At 46.4% G+C, this 18588-nt stretch carries 22 protein-coding genes and 1 rRNA gene; 22 read left to right on the top strand and 1 reads right to left on the bottom strand.

The features are described 5' to 3' along the window. From rrf to rsmI, 10 genes are all read left to right on the top strand, one after another. Window positions 1-84, top strand: a 5S ribosomal RNA gene (gene rrf, locus KNO96_RS14510); the annotation flags it as partial. A 73-nt stretch (window positions 85-157) separates the two neighbouring features. Beyond that, a complete protein-coding gene (locus tag KNO96_RS14060; RefSeq protein WP_214704417.1) occupies window positions 158-1576 on the top strand; it encodes an aminotransferase class I/II-fold pyridoxal phosphate-dependent enzyme in 1419 nt (472 codons plus the stop codon). A gap of 3 nt (window positions 1577-1579) precedes the next feature. Next, on the top strand, window positions 1580-2218 hold the full coding sequence (tmk, locus tag KNO96_RS14055; protein WP_026824764.1) for a dTMP kinase: 639 nt from the start codon (window positions 1580-1582) through the stop codon (window positions 2216-2218). Continuing rightward, complete coding sequence (locus tag KNO96_RS14050) at window positions 2218-2547, top strand: cyclic-di-AMP receptor (protein ID WP_026824765.1); 330 nt, start codon at window positions 2218-2220, stop codon at window positions 2545-2547. Before tmk ends, KNO96_RS14050 begins: the two co-directional genes overlap by 1 nt. 14 nt (window positions 2548-2561) lie before the next feature. After that, complete coding sequence (locus KNO96_RS14045) at window positions 2562-3554, top strand: DNA polymerase (protein ID WP_026824766.1); 993 nt, start codon at window positions 2562-2564, stop codon at window positions 3552-3554. A 6-nt stretch (window positions 3555-3560) separates the two neighbouring features. Further along, window positions 3561-4391 (top strand): PSP1 domain-containing protein, encoded by an 831-nt coding sequence (locus KNO96_RS14040; protein ID WP_026824767.1) that lies wholly within the window; start codon window positions 3561-3563, stop codon window positions 4389-4391. Window positions 4392-4414: 23 nt separating this feature from the next. After that, entirely contained in the window at window positions 4415-4750 is a 336-nt protein-coding gene (yabA, locus tag KNO96_RS14035) for a DNA replication initiation control protein YabA (RefSeq protein WP_012727746.1), read from the top strand. A 60-nt stretch (window positions 4751-4810) separates the two neighbouring features. Then, window positions 4811-5548, top strand: a complete 738-nt coding sequence (locus KNO96_RS14030; protein ID WP_214704419.1) for a tRNA1(Val) (adenine(37)-N6)-methyltransferase — start codon at window positions 4811-4813, stop codon at window positions 5546-5548. Then, window positions 5541-5819, top strand: a complete 279-nt coding sequence (locus tag KNO96_RS14025; protein WP_214704426.1) for a GIY-YIG nuclease family protein — start codon at window positions 5541-5543, stop codon at window positions 5817-5819. Before KNO96_RS14030 ends, KNO96_RS14025 begins: the two co-directional genes overlap by 8 nt. Continuing rightward, window positions 5791-6660 carry a 16S rRNA (cytidine(1402)-2'-O)-methyltransferase gene (gene rsmI, locus KNO96_RS14020; RefSeq protein WP_214704434.1) on the top strand — a complete coding sequence of 290 codons (870 nt, stop codon included), beginning with the start codon at window positions 5791-5793 and terminating at the stop codon, window positions 6658-6660. The genes KNO96_RS14025 and rsmI overlap by 29 nt, the downstream gene beginning before the upstream one ends. Window positions 6661-6676: 16 nt before the next feature. Here the strand turns inward: rsmI and KNO96_RS14015 are convergent, their stop codons facing one another. Further along, complete coding sequence (locus tag KNO96_RS14015) at window positions 6677-6970, bottom strand: transition state genes transcriptional regulator AbrB (RefSeq protein ID WP_012727742.1); 294 nt, start codon at window positions 6968-6970, stop codon at window positions 6677-6679. 330 nt (window positions 6971-7300) lie between these two features. On the opposite strand from KNO96_RS14015, the gene metG reads away from it, so the two are divergent. The 12 genes from metG (at window position 7301) to pth (ending at window position 18569) form a co-directional block, all read left to right on the top strand. Then, window positions 7301-9262 carry a methionine--tRNA ligase gene (metG, locus tag KNO96_RS14010; protein ID WP_214704437.1) on the top strand — a complete coding sequence of 654 codons (1962 nt, stop codon included), beginning with the start codon at window positions 7301-7303 and terminating at the stop codon, window positions 9260-9262. Between the two features lie 51 nt (window positions 9263-9313). Further along, on the top strand, window positions 9314-10081 hold the full coding sequence (locus tag KNO96_RS14005) for a TatD family hydrolase (protein WP_214704439.1): 768 nt from the start codon (window positions 9314-9316) through the stop codon (window positions 10079-10081). Continuing rightward, entirely contained in the window at window positions 10078-11364 is a 1287-nt protein-coding gene (locus KNO96_RS14000; RefSeq protein ID WP_214704440.1) for a 3D domain-containing protein, read from the top strand. Before KNO96_RS14005 ends, KNO96_RS14000 begins: the two co-directional genes overlap by 4 nt. Beyond that, window positions 11357-11917, top strand: coding sequence for a ribonuclease M5 (rnmV, locus tag KNO96_RS13995; RefSeq protein WP_214704448.1), 561 nt, complete (start codon window positions 11357-11359; stop codon window positions 11915-11917). The genes KNO96_RS14000 and rnmV overlap by 8 nt, the downstream gene beginning before the upstream one ends. Beyond that, window positions 11914-12792: a 16S rRNA (adenine(1518)-N(6)/adenine(1519)-N(6))-dimethyltransferase RsmA gene (gene rsmA / locus KNO96_RS13990; RefSeq protein ID WP_214701484.1), complete on the top strand. Its 879-nt coding sequence runs from the start codon at window positions 11914-11916 to the stop codon at window positions 12790-12792. The genes rnmV and rsmA overlap by 4 nt, the downstream gene beginning before the upstream one ends. Before the next feature lie 82 nt (window positions 12793-12874). Further along, complete coding sequence (locus KNO96_RS13985; protein ID WP_026824776.1) at window positions 12875-13111, top strand: Veg family protein; 237 nt, start codon at window positions 12875-12877, stop codon at window positions 13109-13111. Window positions 13112-13211: 100 nt separating this feature from the next. Beyond that, entirely contained in the window at window positions 13212-14075 is an 864-nt protein-coding gene (gene ispE, locus KNO96_RS13980; RefSeq protein ID WP_214704455.1) for a 4-(cytidine 5'-diphospho)-2-C-methyl-D-erythritol kinase, read from the top strand. Between the two features lie 73 nt (window positions 14076-14148). Beyond that, window positions 14149-14973: a pur operon repressor gene (purR, locus tag KNO96_RS13975; RefSeq protein WP_214704457.1), complete on the top strand. Its 825-nt coding sequence runs from the start codon at window positions 14149-14151 to the stop codon at window positions 14971-14973. A 140-nt stretch (window positions 14974-15113) separates the two neighbouring features. After that, window positions 15114-15413: a septation regulator SpoVG gene (gene spoVG, locus KNO96_RS13970; RefSeq protein WP_026824779.1), complete on the top strand. Its 300-nt coding sequence runs from the start codon at window positions 15114-15116 to the stop codon at window positions 15411-15413. 184 nt (window positions 15414-15597) lie between these two features. Next, the gene (gene glmU, locus KNO96_RS13965; RefSeq protein WP_214704464.1) at window positions 15598-16953 is read left to right on the top strand and encodes a bifunctional UDP-N-acetylglucosamine diphosphorylase/glucosamine-1-phosphate N-acetyltransferase GlmU; all 1356 of its coding nucleotides are present in this window, start codon (window positions 15598-15600) and stop codon (window positions 16951-16953) included. 45 nt (window positions 16954-16998) lie between these two features. Then, complete coding sequence (locus KNO96_RS13960; protein ID WP_012727731.1) at window positions 16999-17955, top strand: ribose-phosphate diphosphokinase; 957 nt, start codon at window positions 16999-17001, stop codon at window positions 17953-17955. 56 nt (window positions 17956-18011) lie between these two features. Continuing rightward, window positions 18012-18569, top strand: coding sequence for an aminoacyl-tRNA hydrolase (gene pth / locus KNO96_RS13955; protein WP_214704466.1), 558 nt, complete (start codon window positions 18012-18014; stop codon window positions 18567-18569). Window positions 18570-18588 lie beyond the last annotated feature (19 nt).

Below are 18588 nucleotides of genomic sequence, written 5' to 3'. Positions count from 1 at the left end.
CCCATGCCGAACACGGAAGTTAAGCGTCTCAGCGCCGAAAGTAGTTGGGGGATCTCCCCCTGTGAGGATAGGACGTTGCCAGGCAAACGTAGAAGACGATCAAGCATACGCTTGATCGTCTTTTTTTTAATATTCAACAATTTAGGAGGAATAACAAATGGCTCCTTCTCGGAAAAACCCTTTTACGTTTCTAGAGACTTTAGAACAGCATGTACGTGAACGTCGCGTGTCTTTTCATGTACCGGGTCATCACAACGGTACGGTGGGCAATGATGGATTACCGAGTGCATTCGCAAGAGTCATGCCTTATGATCTGACTGAATTACCACATTTAGATGATTTGCACGATGCTTCCGGGATTATCGAGCAAGCTGAAACAGCACTAGGTAACCTGTATGCGAGTAAAAGTAAATGGCTTGTCAACGGATCGACCGTTGGAAATTGGAGTATGCTTGCGGCAACGGTAAAACGTGGGGAACGCGTATATGTGCAACGGAACTCACATAAGTCTGTTTGGAACGCGATTGAATGGTTAGGATTAAAACCGGTTTTATTAATGCCTATGATTGAGCGTGGTACAGGTATTCCAACAGTCGTAACGCTAGAAACGATTGAACAAGCCGTTCAAGAATTCCCTGGAGGGCGGGCCGTCATGTTGACGTCTCCTACGTATTATGGAGATATGGCTGACATTCGTGCAATTTCGGATTATTTGTCTCATTTAAACATTCCGTTGCTTGTCGATGAAGCACATGGCGCTCATTTGATTCACCCACAGTTGCCCCAGCGTTCTGCAATCTTTGAAGGAGCGAGCGCGGTGGTACAGTCCGCACATAAAACGTTACCTGCCTTAACGATGGGAGCTTGGATTCATTATAAAGAAGATATCGATGAAGTTCAGTTGAAACATGCGTTATCATCCTTTCAAACATCGAGTCCATCTTATCTTATTATGGCTTCATTGGATTATGCACGTTCCTATTTAGAAAGTTTAACGGATGAAGCATGGTCTTCTATTCAGAAAAGTCATGTATCTTTCGTGCTTGAATTGAAACGTGCAGGTTTTTCGGTAAAAGTCGGGGACGATTTCACAAAAGTGACCATCATGACATACCCGAAAAATGGATTAGTCTTTTGTGAGCACCTTGCATCAATTGGAATAGACATCGAATTGGCTGCAGTTGACCACGTGTTATTGTGTCTACCATTAAGGGAAATAAACAAACAGGAAATTGAGCATTGGGTCACATTGATGAAAAAGGCTGCGACTCATGTGCCAATAATCGATGAGGATGAAACCATCTTCCCGTTCCCTTCAACACACCGGGTATCTGAACTGTATACGATGGCAGGGGATGAGCTAATACACCGTGTATCCTTTAAAGAGGCTGTCGGATCGATTTCAGCAGAGACGGTGATTCCTTACCCGCCGGGCATCCCATGGATTTTGAAAGGAGAGCGAATTACAGAAGAGAAAATCCGTGTACTCCTGGAATGGATTTCTTTAGGGAGGAAGCTTCAAGCCGGTAAGCATGTTATGATAGAGCAAATTGACGTTATTGTAGAGGAGTTTTAAAAAGTGAGCGGAATGTTTATTACAGTTGAAGGACCCGATGGATCAGGAAAATCCACACAACTTCAATTATTAGTCGAGAGCCTGAAGCAAAAAGGGTACGATATCGTTGTTACCCGTGAACCTGGAGGAACAACTGTCGGAAACCAGATTCGGGAAGTATTATTATCTCCGGACCATCATGAGATGACACCACGAGTTGAGATGATGCTCTACGCCGCTTCGAGAGCGCAAAACGTGGAACAAGTAATCCGTCCTGCATTAGAGAGAGGTGCGATTGTGCTTTGTGATCGATTCATCGATGCATCTATCGCCTATCAAGGATATGGCTTACAGTATGACCTCGATCAGATTCGGTCACTGAATGAGTGGGCAACAAACGGTTTAACACCCGATTTGACATTTTTGTTTGATTTGAGGCCGGAAAGAGCGAATGAACGAATGAAAGATCGTGGACAACTTGACCGGATTGAAAGTCGCGATCAGACCTTCCATGAGCGTGTCTACAAAGGATTCCAAACTTTACTCAAACAGTACCCCGAACGTATCATTCGAATTGACGCTGATCAATCGATTGAATGCATTCAAGATGAGGTACTTGACTATACAATCGAACGACTACAACAAGGAGGCGTAAAAAGATGATGAAAATGGTGATTGCAATCGTACACGATAAGGACAGCGCACGTTTGTCCGACGCATTAGTTGAACGAGATTTCCGCGCAACGAAATTAGCCACGACAGGTGGATTTTTAAAAGAAGGAAATACAACATTTATGATGGGGATTCCGCAAGAACGTCTCGATGATTTGATGGATGTGATTCAATCAAATTGCTCGAGTCGTGATCAAATGATCACGCCAATCTCACCGATGGGAGGACATGCCGATTCGTATATTCCTTACCCTGTCGAAGTACAAGTCGGAGGTGCGACTGTTTTCGTCTTGCCGATTGAAGGATTCCATCAGTTTTAATGGGAGTTGGGCATATGCGTTTTCAGGAATTACATGAGTCCCAAACAGTGGTGGCTCAAATCATAAAAAATTCAATCGTTTCAAATAAAGTGGGCCACGCGTACATCTTTTCGGGGGACTATGAGCCATTCTTAATTGACACGGCTACGTTGTTTGCGAAAGCGTTATTTTGTGAAACCCCGCAAGGAGCTGAACCGTGTGGACTGTGTCGAAACTGTCGACGTATGGATTCAAAAAACATCGTGGACTACATCGAAGTAGAGCCGGATGGAGCCAGCATTAAAAAAGAGCAAATTCAGCAATTGCTCAGTGACTTGTCGTTACGAGGAGCTGAAGGAGATCGTCAAGTTTACGTTATTCATCAAGCGCATAAGATGACGACTCAAGCCGCGAATAGTCTATTGAAGTTCTTTGAAGAACCGGGTGTCGGAAAGCTTGCTATTTTAGTAACGACACAACCTCATCTACTCCTTCCGACGATTCGTTCGCGCGCTCAACAACTCGCTTTTCGCCCAATCGACCGTGCGCAATTGGCACAAACCATGTCGGAAGAACTGTCTTGCACATATGATTTGGCATACCTTGCCTTAACCGTTTACCCAAAATGGGATGATGCGAAAGAAGCACTTGGACAGGAGTGGTTTGTACAGGCGTACGGGCTAGTGGTACAATTAATTGAAGTATTGACGAAACGACCTCAAGAGTTGCTCTTGTTTGCACAAGAAAAATGGTTAGGACATTTCAAAGGACGAAATGAGTTACGGGTTGGCCTTGAGTTATTCGAACACTGGCTAGAGGAGGCACTCCATTTAAAAGTGCGAGATACGTATGCTCCGAAGCTATTTAAGAATGAGGTTGCTTTATACAACGCATTTATCCAAAATCGATCTGTCTCTAAACTCACACATGCGATTGAAAGTGTGCATGCGGCCATTCGACGACTCGAGGCAAACGTCAATCCTCAATTAACGTTCGAACGACTTTCGTTCGATTTGCAGAAAGGATAGAAGCGTGTGCTTGAAGTAGTTGGAGTCCGTTTTAAAGAAGCGGGAAAAATCTATTACTTTTCACCAGGCGATGCAACGCTTAAACGCGGGAACCATGTCATCGTTGAAACGGTACGTGGAATTGAGTACGGTGAAGTTGTCCAAGTCGATAAACAGCTCGGCGAAGACGAGGTTGTTATGCCGTTGAAGACAATCCTTCGTGTCGCTGACCAAAAGGATGCAGATATCGTACGCGATAATCGACTGGCAGCCGTTGATGCTCACGCCGTCTGTGAAGAAAAAATTCGAGAGCATCAACTAGATATGAAACTAGTCGATGTTGAGTATACATTTGATCGTAATAAAGTAATCTTTTATTTTACTGCCGAGGGTCGCGTCGATTTTCGAGAGTTGGTAAAAGACTTGGCTAGTGTGTTTCGAACACGGATCGAACTCCGACAAATCGGTGTTCGTGACGAAGCGAAGTTACTAAGCGGGATAGGACCATGTGGTCGAGTTCTTTGTTGTTCGTCATTTCTTGGGGAGTTTGAACCTGTCTCCATCAAAATGGCTAAAGATCAGAATCTCTCGTTAAATCCGAACAAGATTTCTGGGGTATGTGGTCGTCTGATGTGCTGCTTAAAATATGAGAATGACACATACGAAGAATTGAAACGTGATTTACCAGACGTCGGCAAGCGAATCAAAATTCCAGAAGGTGATGGTCGGGTAATCGGTCTCAATATTTTGGACCAACTCATTCAAGTTGAGCTCCACGATCGGACGCGAGTCGTCACATATACAATTGATGAACTCGTTGAGGTGGGTGCGATTAAACGAAAACCGTCAAAACAGTGATGGGGTGCTGAGCAGTGGAAAGAATGGACAAAAAAGAAGTGATGATGCGTGTAGATGCGATTGAGCAACAGATGCAACTCTTAACGGAGCACTTAGGCGTGCTAAAAGAACAGCTCGCTTATTTGCTTGAAGAGAATCAGCATATGTATCTAGAGAATCATCACTTGCGCGAAAAAGTCGAACAATTGGCAGAAGTTGATACGACAAATGGCGATTCACAAATCGCATTGTCGGGGAAAGGGCAGAACAACTTGGCTGCGCTTTATCAAGAAGGCTTCCATATTTGTAACCTCCATTACGGACAGGTACGAAAAGATGGGGACTGTCTCTTCTGTTTGTCGATGCTCAATAAACATTAATACGGGGCGATAGATAGGGGTTCCCTATCCATCGCCTTTCTTTTGTAGAAGGAGGAAATGATGGTAACGGTAAAAGATGGAGAACGCCTCGATGATTTACTCGGACGTCCAGGTAAAATCATTCAGAGTGATGATGTGTTCTCATTTTCATTAGATGCGGTACTGCTTGCAGAGTTTGTATGGGTACCGATTCAAAAAGGTCAGTTAGTCGATTTGTGTGCCGGTACCGGAGCAATCCCACTCTTTTTGTCATATCGTACAAAAGGGACCATTACGGGTGTGGAGATTCAATCGAAGTTAGTCGATATGGCGAATCGAAGCATGGCGGTCAACCGTCTCGAAGAGCGGATTCGAGTGGTGGAGGGCGATGTGAAAACGGTAGCGACACAGCTTGGACATGTGCGATATGACGTGGTGACATGTAATCCTCCCTATTTTTTGGCAAATGATACTTCTCTGCGGAATCAGAATGAGCATCATACAATTGCGCGCCATGAGGTATTGTGTACATTGGAAGATTGCGTTAAAACAGCCAGTCAACTCGTCAAACCAGGAGGGAAAGTGGCGTTCGTGCATCGGCCAGAACGTTTACTGGATATCCTGACGTTGATGCGTGCGTATCGAATTGAACCAAAACGAATGCAACTCGTTTACCCGAAAGCGGGACGCGAGGCGAATACCTTATTAATCGAGGGATCGAAAGATGGAAAAGCAGGTCTTAAAATTTTACCGCCATTTGTTGTATATGAAGAAGACGATACGTATACAGAAGCGATGCGAGCGATTCTCGATGCCTAAACACTATACGTATATCTTGGAATGCGGTGATGGAACGTACTACACGGGCTACACGACAGACGTGGAAAAGCGACTTCTTGCCCATAATGGCGGGAAAGGTGCGAAGTATACGAAAGCGCGACTGCCTGTCCGACTTCGATATGTACAATCGTTTGAGACGAAGCGAGAGGCCATGCGATACGAATGGTCCATCAAGCAATTGACCCGAGCACAAAAAGAGAAGTTGATGGAGGGGACGACCAATGAATTCACAGAAGAGTTACCAAACTGAACAACCGACGTTGTATATTGTACCGACACCGATTGGGAATTTGGAGGACATGACGTATCGAGCGGTACGAACCCTTCAAGAAGTCGATTTAATCGCAGCGGAAGACACACGTCAGACGATGAAGCTTTGCCGTCACTTTGAGATTTCAACAAAACTGATTAGCTATCATGAGCACAATAAAGAAGTGAGTGGACCGAGACTGATTGACGACCTGTTGGCAGGGAAGTCGATTGCAGTCGTATCGGATGCTGGGATGCCTGGGATCTCAGACCCTGGGAGCGATCTCGTTCGATTAGCCATTGAGGCAAACATCCCGGTGGTCGTCTTACCGGGTGCCAATGCAGCACTCACAGCACTCGTCGCATCCGGTCTTGCGACAGAGCGTTTTCTCTATTACGGCTTTTTACCGCGTAAGAAGAAAGACCGCGTTGACGTGTTGGAATCGATTCAATATGAACCGGGCACCGTCATTTTCTATGAGGCCCCTCATCGATTGAAAGAAATGTTAACGGCGGTTCGACAAGTGTTTGGGAACCGACAGATCGTATTGGGTCGAGAACTGACGAAAACGTTCGAAGAGTTTTTGAGAGGGACGATAGATGAAGCGTTGCAATGGTGTGAAGGCGAGGTACGCGGTGAGTTTGTCGTCCTTGTGAGCGGCGCGACAGAAGCGGCCCCTACGACTACGTGGTGGGAGGCGCTTTCTGCATACGAGCACGTGGTCCATTATATAGAAGAAGGACAAAAACCAAACGCGGCAATCAAACAGACGGCGAAAGACCGTGGGGAATCCCGAAACGATATATACGATGCGTACCATCAACTGCATAAAAAAGAGTAAGCAAGGAAATCCTTGCTTACTCTTCGCTGTAGTAGTTTTCGAGCATGTTCTTCAATTCAACGAGAACACGTTGTGCACCTTCTGGTGACAAGATGAGTTTGCCGTCTGCCAATTTGAAGTTATCGTCCGATACTTCGCCTGTAACTTGGCAAGTCATGTTCGGCTTATATTTTTTCAAAACGATTTGATCGTTGTCGACGTAAATCTCGAGAGCATCTTTCTCTGCAATTCCGAGTGTACGGCGCAATTCGATTGGAATAACGACACGACCAAGTTCATCAACCTTACGTACAATACCTGTAGATTTCATTTGTGTTTCCTCCTCCAATGGTGTCGAAATCTCGTGGTGACATGAATCGTCAAAATTCGACAATGTGACTACAGCAAAAAGCATACTAAACTTTCCAATTGCAGTCAACTGCTTACTATCTGGAAAAGTAAATTTTCGAATTTTGTCGAATTGAGAACGATATATACCTAAATTTCCCCGATAGTTTGAACTTGAAACAAAGAAAGGGTATTTTTGGAACATTTATGACGAAGAAAACGCAAAAAAATTCCAAACAATTAGGTTTGGAAATTCTTTTGTCGAACCGTGTATAATGGAAATTGCATATGTCGAAAGGATGGAGAATAAATCATGGCGAAGCCAACTTTTTATATTACAACCCCAATTTATTATCCGAGTGCGAAATTGCACATCGGTCACGCATATACCACGGTAGCAGGTGATGCGGTTGCGCGCTACAAACGCTTAAAAGGATTTGACGTCCGTTATTTGACAGGAACGGATGAGCATGGGCAAAAAATTCAAGAAAAAGCGAAAGAAGCAGGCGTGACGCCACAGGCTTTCGTTGATGAAGTCGTTGAAGAGATTAAAGTTTTATGGGATCGTCTTGAAATTTCGTACGATGACTACATTCGTACGACAGAAGACCGCCATAAGAAAGTGGTCGAACATATTTTTGAGACGTTACTTAAAAATGGGGACATCTATCTTGGTGAGTATGAAGGATGGTATTCAGTTCCGGATGAGACGTACTACACAGAGTCACAACTCGTCGATGGAAAAAGCCCTGACAGCGGGCATCCAGTCGAGCTTGTGCGCGAAGAGTGCTACTTTTTCCGTCTTAGCAAATACGCGGATCGCTTGATTGAATACTTTGAGTCATATCCTGAGTTTATTTTGCCGGAATCTCGTAAAACCGAGATGATCAATAACTTCTTGAAACCGGGACTCCAAGATTTGGCAGTTTCGCGTACTACATTTGATTGGGGCGTACAAGTCCCATCGAACCCGAAACACGTCGTTTACGTATGGGTCGATGCGCTCACGAACTATATTTCGTCACTCGGGTATGGGACAGACAATGACGAGCTCTTCAACCGCTATTGGCCAGCAGATGTCCATTTAGTCGGAAAAGAAATCGTCCGTTTCCATACGATTATTTGGCCAGCTCTCTTAATGGCGCTTGACCTCCCGTTACCGAAGCAAGTGTTTGCGCACGGGTGGCTGCTTATGAAAGATGGAAAGATGTCGAAATCAAAAGGAAACGTGGTCGATCCGATTCCATTGATTGACCGCTATGGGCTCGACTCTGTCCGTTACTATCTTCTTCGCGAAGTGCCGTTCGGAGCGGATGGCACGTTCACTCCGGAAGCGTTTGTTGACCGTTTGAACTTCGATTTGGCAAATGACCTCGGGAACTTATTGAATCGCACCGTTGCGATGATTAAGAAGTACTTTGACGGAAACATTCCGGCCTATAACGGTAATGTCACAGCGTTCGATGCGGAACTGTTAAATATGGTGAAGGAAACGACACGCAAAACGGAAGAAGCCATGGAGCACATGGAATTTTCGGTCGCACTCACAAATATTTGGCAGCTCGTCAGCCGTGCGAACAAATACATTGATGAGACACAACCGTGGGTTCTCGTGAAAGATGAGTCGAAGCGTGAAGAACTCGCTTCTGTCATGACACACCTTGCGGGCGTTCTACGTCACGTGGCTGTTATGATCCAACCATTCATGACACGTGCCCCGAAAGAAATGTTCCGTCAACTCGGGCTCGAGGGAGAGGATATGTCTTGGGAGGCACTCGATACATTCGCGGACTTTAACAATGCGGTTGTGACGGACGGGACGCCAATTTTCCCACGTCGTGATGTGAAGGAAGAAGTGGATGCAATCCAAGAAATGATGCGTCAAGCATCAAAAGCACGGATTGAAGAAACGGAAACGGCGTCAGTGGAAGAAGTCGATGAAGACGTTCGTCCTGAAATCACGATTGATGTCTTTGATCAGGTCGAATTCCGTGTAGGTCAAATCGTGGAAGCCGATAAGATTAAAAAAGCGAAGAAACTGTTGAAACTTCAAGTCGACCTCGGGAAAGAGACGCGTCAAATCGTGTCTGGTATTGCTGAATGGTATGCCCCTGAAGATTTGGTTGGCAAGAAAGTCATCGTTGTCGCAAACTTGAAACCGGTCAAACTTCGGGGAGAACTGTCTCAAGGGATGATTTTAGCGGCAGATCGTGATGGAAAGCTAGAACTCGCAACGGTGTCAGACCAGATGCCGAACGGTGCCATCGTCAAATAATGAAATGGGGGAGACCGCGGTCTCCCTCTCTTTTTCTAAGGAGGAAACAAGATGTTGATTGATACACACACGCACATCAATGCAGAACAGTTCAACGAGGATGTGGGAGAGACAATCGAGCGGGCGAGAGAAGCAGGAGTATCTCCGCTACTTGTCGTCGGATTTGATACGCCGACCATCGATCGGGCAATCGAGTTGGCAGAAGCGCATGAAGACATCTATGCCATTGTGGGGTGGCATCCGGTCGATGCGATTGATTGTACAAATGCGGATTTGGCACGGATTGAAGCACTTATGAGTCATCCGAAAGTGATGGCACTAGGTGAAATCGGTCTCGACTATCATTGGGACAAGTCGCCGAAAGACGTGCAACAGCGTCTCTTCCGCCAACAAATTGCCATCGCAAAGCGCACGAATATGCCAATTGTCATTCATAATCGAGAAGCAACGGCTGATGTCCTTGATATTTTAGAAGAAGAGCATGCTGAAGAAGTCGGTGGTGTGTTCCATAGTTATAGCATGTCCGTTGAACTTTTGCCGCGTTGCTTAGACTTGAACTTCTATATCTCGTTAGGGGGACCGGTCACATTTAAAAATGCGAAGGTTCCAAAAGCAGTCGCACAAGAAGTACCATTGAACCGTCTTCTCGTCGAAACGGATTGTCCTTACTTGACCCCGACCCCGTTCCGTGGAAAACGGAACGAACCGGCATACGTTAAATATGTAGCGGAAGAGATTGCGTCACTTCGAGACATGGCATTCGATGAACTGGCAGAAGCGACGACAGCTAACGCGAAGAAGCTGTTTCGACTTCCATGATTAAACGTGTGCTAGCTAGTATAGGTGTTATCGTGACCGCTTCTGTGGCGTATGTCATGCTACAGCCTGAAGTAATCAAGGTCGTCGATGACGGTGTCGTGATTGAGCATGAGACAAGGGCAGATTCCGTTCTCGAGGTGCTTGAAGAATTAAACATCACGTTAGATGAGACGGATTACGTCACACCAGCACTGAGTGGGGATGTACCGGAAGACCGTCTGATCCGGATTGAGCGTTCACATGAGGTGTCACTTCAAATTGGGTATGGACAAATCGAGTCGATTCAAACGCGCGAAAGGACCGTGGAGGACGTGTTGTTGCGCTACGGAGTGACCGTGCGGGATGGAGACACCGTATATCCGTCCGTGCGTACACCGGTGGCGAATGGGATGACGATTCGTTATCAACCGGTTGTTGCGGTGAATTTGATTGTCGGGCAAGATGCGTTGACGATCTACACGATGGCAACAGACGTTAAACAACTGTTAACAGAAGAGAACATCGATGTGACGGAAAGTGACACGGTCATACCAGCCCTGTCGACATCCATTCGTGAAGGATTGACGATTACGGTCAACACGAATCGTGACGTTGTTCAATATGAGAGCCAGTTGATTCCGTTTGAGGTGGTTGAGGAAGAGGATGAGACGCTCGACGAAGGTGTGAAGCAAACGGTACAAGTCGGGGTTCCTGGACTTGAACGGACAAGGTATGCACTTACTGTGGAAAATGGTACAATTACAAATCGTACGAAAACGGAAGTGGAAACGTTGCGTAAAACGACGCCGCAGATCATCAAAGTGGGAACGAAGGAAGTCGTGGAATCGACTACCGAGCCGACGACTGCGGATGAATCGAGCCCGTTTATACCGGAAGCCGAAGTGGAGATTGTCGAGGCGCCCAAAACGGATGACGTGTTAGATTTCTCATCTGCGAAACAATTGCTTGTAGAAGCGACCGCTTATACGAACAATCCGGAAGATACGGTGACATATAACGGGCGCGTGCTGACAAGAAGTGGATATGATGTGACGGACACGATACTGTTTGAAGGAATGCGGATTATAGCGGTTGACCCTGCTATCATTCCACTCGGGACCCGCGTATACGTTGAAGGGATTGGTATGGCGATTGCCCTTGATACAGGAAGTGCGATCAAAGGCCAAAAAATCGACATCATGATGGATGAAAAGGAAGAGGCCGTGACGTTTGGTCGTAAGCCGCTCACCATCTGGGTGATTCCGAAACAAGAAGAAGAGAAAGAAGGATCAGACAATGCGTGAGAAAATACAAGAAATCATCGTCGTAGAGGGGCGTGACGATACGGCGCGACTTCAAGAGGTATTCGATGTCGATACGATTGAGACGAACGGCTCTGCCGTGTCTGATCAGACGATCGAACGAATTCGTCGTGCACAAGAAAAACGGGGGGTCATCATTTTGACGGACCCCGATTACCCGGGGGACCGGATTCGAGCAATCGTCGAGGAGCGGGTCAAAGGGTGTAAGCATGCCCACCTGCCTCGTGCCGAGGCAAAGGACAAACGTGGGAAAATTGGTGTAGAACACGCGAATCCTGAGTCGATTCGTCGCGTCTTGCGTTCGGTATTTGAACCGCGTGTCGAAACAGATCAACCGATCGTTACACGGAAGATGGTATTAGAGGCTGATTTAATCGGAGGTACAGCGGCTGCGACGCGTCGGAAACGGCTCGGCGTACTGCTTCGCATCGGTGAGCCGAACGCCAAACAATTTGTCAAACGGGTCGAGGCGCTCGGCGTCACGATTGAAGAGTGGGAGCAGGCACTTGCTCAATTAGAGGAGGAACAGGGTTGAAAGACATTGCAACAATCCAACGAACGAAATCAATTTTAGAGCGCCACGGTTTTTCATTCAAAAAATCGCTAGGTCAAAACTTTTTAATCGATTTAAATATTTTAAGTAAGATTGTCGGTGCAGCAGAACTGAGTGAATCAAGCGGAGTACTCGAGATTGGTCCCGGGATCGGTTCGCTAACGGAGCAGTCGGCCAAGCGCGCCAAAAAAGTCGTGGCGCTTGAGATTGACCAACGTCTTTTACCGATTCTCGAAGATACGATGTCACCGTATCCGCACGTGAAAGTGATTCATGGGGATGCTTTAGAATTAAATTTACGTGAAATCGTCGAGCAGGAATTTTTAAATGAAGGTATTGAAGATATATCCGTTGTCGCAAACTTGCCCTACTACGTTACAACACCGATCATCATGCGATTGCTCGAGAGTGGTGTGAAATTCCGTTCACTCGTCATGATGATTCAAAAAGAGGTGGCAGAACGGATTGGTGCAAAACCTGGAACGAAGGCATACGGTTCACTATCGATTGCGATTCAGTACTACGCGGAGACAGAAGTCAGTTTTATCGTTCCGAAAAACGTATTCATTCCAGCGCCGAACGTCGATTCGGCCGTCATCACGCTTCGAATGCGCAAGGAGCCGGCTGTACAGGTGAAGGACGAGGCCTTTTTCTTTGATGTCGCGCGCGCAAGCTTCGCACAACGTCGTAAAACCATTCTGAACAACTTGACAAACTATATTGGAAAAGAACATAAAGTCGAACTCGAACGCTCACTTCATGAGGCGGGAATCGATCCAAAGCGTCGAGGAGAAACGTTGAGCCTAGAAGAATTCGCACGATTATCTGACACAATTTTACCACTTAAAAATAGTTGACGACCTTAAAACTAGTCGTTATAATATAAATCTTTATTTTCATATTTAAATATGCTATACTTGTAACAGTGAGGTGAAGCGTATGCCAAAAACGTTACAAGAAATCAGACAGAAACTCGAATCGCATGTTGGTGAACGATTGACGTTGAAAGCAAACGGCGGTCGTAAGAAAGTCGTTACTCGGTTTGGAACGCTCGTTGAGACATATCCTGCGGTCTTCGTTGTGAAATTAGACGAAGAGTTGCACAATGTTGAGCGTGTCTCGTATAGCTACGCTGATGTCCTAACGGATACAGTTAAAATTGAATTCGGCAATTGATTTATAAATGAGGGGCGGATGCATTGGCAGCTGCTTCTTTTTTTGTGCGCCTGTTTACGGTACAATGTCGAACAGGAGACAAATGGGAAGGGTGAACGTGATGCGCACGATTAGTGTGAAAGCGCCGGCAAAAATTAATTTGACGCTCGATGTTCTCGGAAAGCGTTCGGACGGCTATCATGAAGTAGAAATGATAATGACGACAGTCGACTTAGCAGACCGTTTGGAGTTGACAGTTCTAGAATCGGATGAGATTCGGATTCAATCGGAACATGCCTATGTGCCGAATGATCATCGAAATTTAGCATATCGGGCAGCGGAGTTGTTGCGTGAGCGTTTTAATATTCAACAAGGTATCGAGATTGTGCTCGATAAACAAATTCCAGTAGCTGCTGGTCTTGCCGGTGGATCGAGTGATGCGGCGGCAACGCTTCGCGGGATGAACGAACTGTTCTCATTAAACTTGTCATTAGAGGAACTAGCGGAGCTCGGTGCGGAAATCGGGTCTGACGTGTCATTTTGTGTCATCGGGGGGACGGCGATTGCCCGAGGGCGTGGAGAACGGTTAGAAATGATTCCTGCGCCGCCACCGTGTTACGTTGTGCTCGGCAAACCAAAAATCGGGGTCTCAACCGCAGATGTGTATCGGGCTGTGCGTATGGATGAGGTCCATCATCCAAACACTGAGGCTATGGTGGAAGCGATTCATCAGAAAGATTTTCACGGAATTTGTGAAAACCTCGGGAATTCGCTCGAAAGTGTGACGCTCAAACTTCACCCGGAAGTAAAACAAATCAAAGAGACGATGCGTCATTGCGGGGCGGAAGGTGTTCTCATGAGTGGAAGTGGACCGACTGTCTTTGCGTTGATTGAACACGAGCAAAAAGCGCACCGAATCTATAACGGTTTAAAAGGATTTTGCCCAGAAGTGTTCGTCGTTCGGATTCTCGGCAAAAGACATTGAACAAAAACGAATGAAAGTGATATATTTTCATTAGAACATTCGTTTATTAATGAAGAAGTGAAGGAGAATCCGTATGAAAATTCGTAGGAGTGGTCGTCTCGTCGATATGACCCGTTATTTGCTTGACCATCCGCATCAGCTTGTCTCGTTGTCGATGTTTTCAAGCCGTTATAAAGCTGCAAAGTCCTCGATCAGCGAAGATCTTGTCATTGTTAGTGAAATGCTGTCTCATGATGGAATTGGTAAGCTTGTTACCGTTCCTGGTGCGGCCGGTGGTGTTATGTTTATTCCAGGATGGAGTAAAGACAAATCACTTGAGATGATTGATACGCTCTGTGATCAGTTATCAAAACCTGAGCGTCTATTACCGGGTGGATACCTCTACTTAACCGACGTGTTAGGTAATCCAAACCAGGTGAAGCCGATGGGTCAAGTTTTTGCGTCTGTGTTCGCAGACCGGAAAGTTGATGTCGTCATGACCATTGCGACGAAGGGAATCCCGATTGCTTATGCCGTTGCCGAACAATTAGGTGTCCCATTTGTCATCGTCCGTTCGGATAGTCGTGTCACAGAAGGATCGACTGTCAGTATCAACTACGTATCTGGTTCATCGAAAGCAATTCGTACGATGGCACTTGCACGCCGAAGTCTGCCACGCGGTGCGAATGTACTTTTGATCGATGACTTCATGAAAGCCGGGGGAACAATCCGTGGGATGATGAGTCTCTTGAATGAATTCGAGGCAAACCTTGCGGGTGTCGGTGTGTTGATGGAAGCTGAAGGGGCCGAGAAGAAGATGGTCAGCGAATACGTCAGTTTGATGAAATTGACAAATGTTGATTCAGACGAGGGTCTCGTCACCATTTCACGGGGGAATGTGGAACAGTTCCTAAATTGATTGGCAAAATTTTGATTTCGTTTTATGATTAGAGGGTATAGAGTTATCAATATGGAGTCATGACGTTCGTTTGAAACTAACTGAACCTTGCAGAAGACCACACCATGGCGTAGACAACGACGATAAAGGGGATGCGAAACATGCAGATCACAGACGTAAAAATTCGCAAAGTCGCGACAGAAGGCAGAATGAAAGCATTGGCCTCAATCACACTTGACCATGAATTCGTTGTACATGACCTTCGAATCATCGAAGGGAGTAGCGGTCTATTTGTCGCCATGCCGAGCAAACGGACACCAGAAGGTATTTTTCGCGATATCGCGCATCCGATTAATGGGGAGATGCGACAGAAAGTTGAAGCAGCTGTTTTGGAAACCTATTCCAATATGGGTGTGGACGTCCTTGACCCACAACAAGTGTCTTACGGTATGAATGAATGACAGGAAACGGCGGTTAGGTTCCCTACCGCTGTTTTTTTGCGTTTCAATGGTTAAGGAACGGTACAACTATTGAAACGAAGGCACGGTTTCGATATAGTAGAAACGGTGTAAATAGGATTTAGTTACAGATAAGCCGAACTATACAGACCAATCACAGCTGTTGTGAGATAGGAGCGAATCAAGAATGGAGCGTTTTGCAGTCATTTTGGCAGCAGGAAAAGGGACGCGAATGAAGTCGAAGCTTTATAAAGTACTTCATCCGGTTCTAGGGAAACCAATGGTTGAGCATGTTGTCGACCAGTTAGACCAAATCGGTGTCAGTCGTCAAATCGTAATCGTTGGCCATGGGGCGGAAGCGGTACAAGATACGCTCGGCACACGAGTAGAGTATGCGGTCCAAGAACAACAACTTGGAACGGGACATGCTGTTCAAATGGCAGAAGCAGAGCTTGCGGGTAAATCAGGGGCGACACTCGTCGTCTGTGGAGATACACCGCTACTTACAGCGGAAACGTTAGAAGCCCTTCTCGCTCATCATGAAGCGCAACAAGCGAAAGTCACTGTACTGACTGCGATTGCCGACGACGCGACAGGATACGGTCGTGTGATTCGTGGTGAAGATGGGAACGTGACAAAAGTCGTGGAACATAAAGATGCTTCTGAGACAGAGCTCGCCATCAATGAAATCAATACGGGTACGTACGTGTTTGATAACGAATTGTTATTCGATGCACTTAAACGAGTCGGAAACAATAATGCACAGGGTGAATATTACTTACCTGATGTCATCGCAATCGCAAAAGAATCGGGCGAAGTGGTAGCGGCGCATACAGCACCGACGTTTGATGAGACAATTGGGGTCAATGACCGCGTGGCCTTGTCACAAGCGGAAGCGATCATGCGGAAACGGACGAATGAACGTCTCATGCGTGAAGGGGTTACATTTATGGATCCTGCATCGACATACATTTCTCCAGATGTGGTGATTGGTTCGGATACGGTCATTTATCCGGGGACAGTCATTCTTGGGAAGACGACAATCGGCTCGGAATGTGTGATCGGTCCAAACTCGGACATCCGTAACAGTGTGATTGAAGACAATGCCGTTGTTCGCCAGTCTGTCGTGACAGACAGTCGGGTCGGTGAAGAGGCTCAAGTCGGACCTTTCGCTCACTTGCGTCAACAAGCTGTTCTTGGCGCGAACACACGCGTCGGTAACTTTGTTGAGATTAAAAAATCAACGTTCGGTGATGGTGCGAAAGCTTCGCACTTGAGCTATATCGGGGATGCGTCGATCGGTGAACGTGTCAACTTAGGATGCGGATCGATTACGGTGAATTATGACGGCAAAAATAAGTTTGAGACAGTCGTAGAAGACGATGCATTCGTCGGCTGCAATGTCAACTTGATTGCCCCTGTAAAAGTCGGGAAAGGTGCGATTGTCGCAGCCGGCTCGACGATTACAAATGATGTACCGGAAGAGGCGCTTGCGATTGCACGCGAACGCCAAACGAATAAAGAAGGTTACACAAAACGATAACTTGCTGCCAGTCATTATGGAAAACGATGGAGGAGAATCCTAAACATGTCTACTGTATACGAACGAGAAATTCGTCTATTTAGCTTAAACTCGAACCGCCCGCTTGCTGAAGAAATCGCGAAAGAAATTGGTGTCCCGCTCAGTGATTGCCAAGTCAAACGTTTCAGCGACGGTGAACTCTATATTAACATCGAGGAAAGTGTTCGTGGAGATGATGTGTATGTCATCCAATCAACAAGCTCGCCTGTAAACGAAACGCTCATGGAATTGCTCGTCATGATTGATGCACTCAAACGTGCTTCTGTCCGTACGATTAACATCGTGATGCCGTATTACGGGTACGCACGTCAAGACCGTAAAGCACGCTCGCGTGAACCGATCACAGCGAAACTTGTCGCTGACCTTCTTACGGTAGCGGGTGCGACACGCGTCATCACGATGGATTTGCATGCAGCGCAAATTCAAGGATTCTTCAATATTCCGGTTGACCAATTACTCGGTGTACCGCTCATCTCGACTTACTTTGAAACAGAAGAGTTTCAAGCGAAAGATATCGTGGTCGTTTCTCCAGATCACGGTGGCGTGACACGCGCACGAAAATTGGCAGAACGTTTGAAAGCACCGATTGCCATCATTGACAAGCGTCGTCCGAAAGCGAATGTCGCTGAAGTCATGAACATCGTTGGAAGCGTTGAAGGGAAAACAGCGATTTTGATTGACGACATCATCGATACAGCGGGTACAATCACTCTTGCTGCAGATGCCATCGTCGAAGCGGGCGCGAAGGAAGTATATGCGTCTTGTACGCATCCGGTTCTTTCTGGTCCAGCGATGGAGCGCATCGACAACTCATCGATCAAAGAGTTGGTTGTCCTAAATACCATCGATTTGACGGGTCGCCCTTGCTCGAGCAAGATCAAGCAAATGTCGGTTGCCCATTTACTTGGGGAAGCGATTATGCGCGTACACGAGCATAAATCGGTCAGTACCCTATTCGATTAAAAAAACGAGGCCCGGAGGCATTCGCCTTTGGGCTTTTTTGTTCAGGAGGAAATGATATGAAATGCATCGTCGGTCTTGGAAATCCCGGGAAAAAGTTTGAGATGACGCGACACAATGTCGGTTTTTTAGCGATTGATCGTCTCGCAGAAAAGCATGGCATCTCGCTGAATGAGGCGAAGTTTAATGCCCTTATGGGAACGGGAAGAATCAATGGTGAACGCGTTGTACTCGTGAAGCCGCTTACGTATATGAACTTGTCGGGTGAAGCGGTCCGTCCCATTTTAGATTATTATAAGATTGAGATTGACGACTTATTGGTGATTTATGATGATTTGGATATGGTTCCCGGCAAGCTTCGCTTCCGTCCGAAAGGAAGCGCGGGTGGTCATAACGGAATCAAATCACTTATTCAACATTTAGGAACCACTGAATTCAAGCGATTGAAGCTTGGTGTCGGTCGTCCCCCGCATCCGATTAAAGTTGTCGACTGGGTGTTGATGAACTATCGGAAAGATGAGTTATCGGAGTTGAACGAGACAATCGACAACGCCGTAACTGCAGCAACTGATTTTGTAGATACAGATTGGCTAGCACTGATGAATCGATACAACTAAAGGGTCATCGCACCCTTTT

It is taken from the genome of Exiguobacterium sp. s89, assembly GCF_018617735.1.
Classification (GTDB): Bacteria; Bacillota; Bacilli; order Exiguobacteriales; family Exiguobacteriaceae; genus Exiguobacterium; species Exiguobacterium marinum.
Note: the sequence above shows the minus strand (reverse complement) of the source record. Positions and strands in the feature narration are given on the sequence as shown.

Excerpts from the sequence above, each read along its gene's own strand:
- KNO96_RS14060 (WP_214704417.1), top strand. The coding sequence starts at position 158 with ATGGCTCCTTCTCGGAAAAACCCTTTTACGTTTCTAGAGACTTTAGAA.
- KNO96_RS14050 (WP_026824765.1), top strand. The coding sequence starts at position 2,218 with ATGAAAATGGTGATTGCAATCGTACACGATAAGGACAGCGCACGTTTG.
- KNO96_RS14045 (WP_026824766.1), top strand. The coding sequence starts at position 2,562 with ATGCGTTTTCAGGAATTACATGAGTCCCAAACAGTGGTGGCTCAAATC.
- yabA (WP_012727746.1), top strand. The coding sequence starts at position 4,415 with ATGGACAAAAAAGAAGTGATGATGCGTGTAGATGCGATTGAGCAACAG.
- KNO96_RS14030 (WP_214704419.1), top strand. The coding sequence starts at position 4,811 with ATGGTAACGGTAAAAGATGGAGAACGCCTCGATGATTTACTCGGACGT.
- KNO96_RS14025 (WP_214704426.1), top strand. The coding sequence starts at position 5,541 with ATGCCTAAACACTATACGTATATCTTGGAATGCGGTGATGGAACGTAC.
- rsmI (WP_214704434.1), top strand. The coding sequence starts at position 5,791 with ATGAATTCACAGAAGAGTTACCAAACTGAACAACCGACGTTGTATATT.
- KNO96_RS14015 (WP_012727742.1), bottom strand. The coding sequence starts at position 6,970 with ATGAAATCTACAGGTATTGTACGTAAGGTTGATGAACTTGGTCGTGTC.
- metG (WP_214704437.1), top strand. The coding sequence starts at position 7,301 with ATGGCGAAGCCAACTTTTTATATTACAACCCCAATTTATTATCCGAGT.
- KNO96_RS14005 (WP_214704439.1), top strand. The coding sequence starts at position 9,314 with ATGTTGATTGATACACACACGCACATCAATGCAGAACAGTTCAACGAG.
- KNO96_RS14000 (WP_214704440.1), top strand. The coding sequence starts at position 10,078 with ATGATTAAACGTGTGCTAGCTAGTATAGGTGTTATCGTGACCGCTTCT.
- rnmV (WP_214704448.1), top strand. The coding sequence starts at position 11,357 with ATGCGTGAGAAAATACAAGAAATCATCGTCGTAGAGGGGCGTGACGAT.
- KNO96_RS13985 (WP_026824776.1), top strand. The coding sequence starts at position 12,875 with ATGCCAAAAACGTTACAAGAAATCAGACAGAAACTCGAATCGCATGTT.
- ispE (WP_214704455.1), top strand. The coding sequence starts at position 13,212 with ATGCGCACGATTAGTGTGAAAGCGCCGGCAAAAATTAATTTGACGCTC.
- purR (WP_214704457.1), top strand. The coding sequence starts at position 14,149 with ATGAAAATTCGTAGGAGTGGTCGTCTCGTCGATATGACCCGTTATTTG.
- spoVG (WP_026824779.1), top strand. The coding sequence starts at position 15,114 with ATGCAGATCACAGACGTAAAAATTCGCAAAGTCGCGACAGAAGGCAGA.
- glmU (WP_214704464.1), top strand. The coding sequence starts at position 15,598 with ATGGAGCGTTTTGCAGTCATTTTGGCAGCAGGAAAAGGGACGCGAATG.
- KNO96_RS13960 (WP_012727731.1), top strand. The coding sequence starts at position 16,999 with ATGTCTACTGTATACGAACGAGAAATTCGTCTATTTAGCTTAAACTCG.
- pth (WP_214704466.1), top strand. The coding sequence starts at position 18,012 with ATGAAATGCATCGTCGGTCTTGGAAATCCCGGGAAAAAGTTTGAGATG.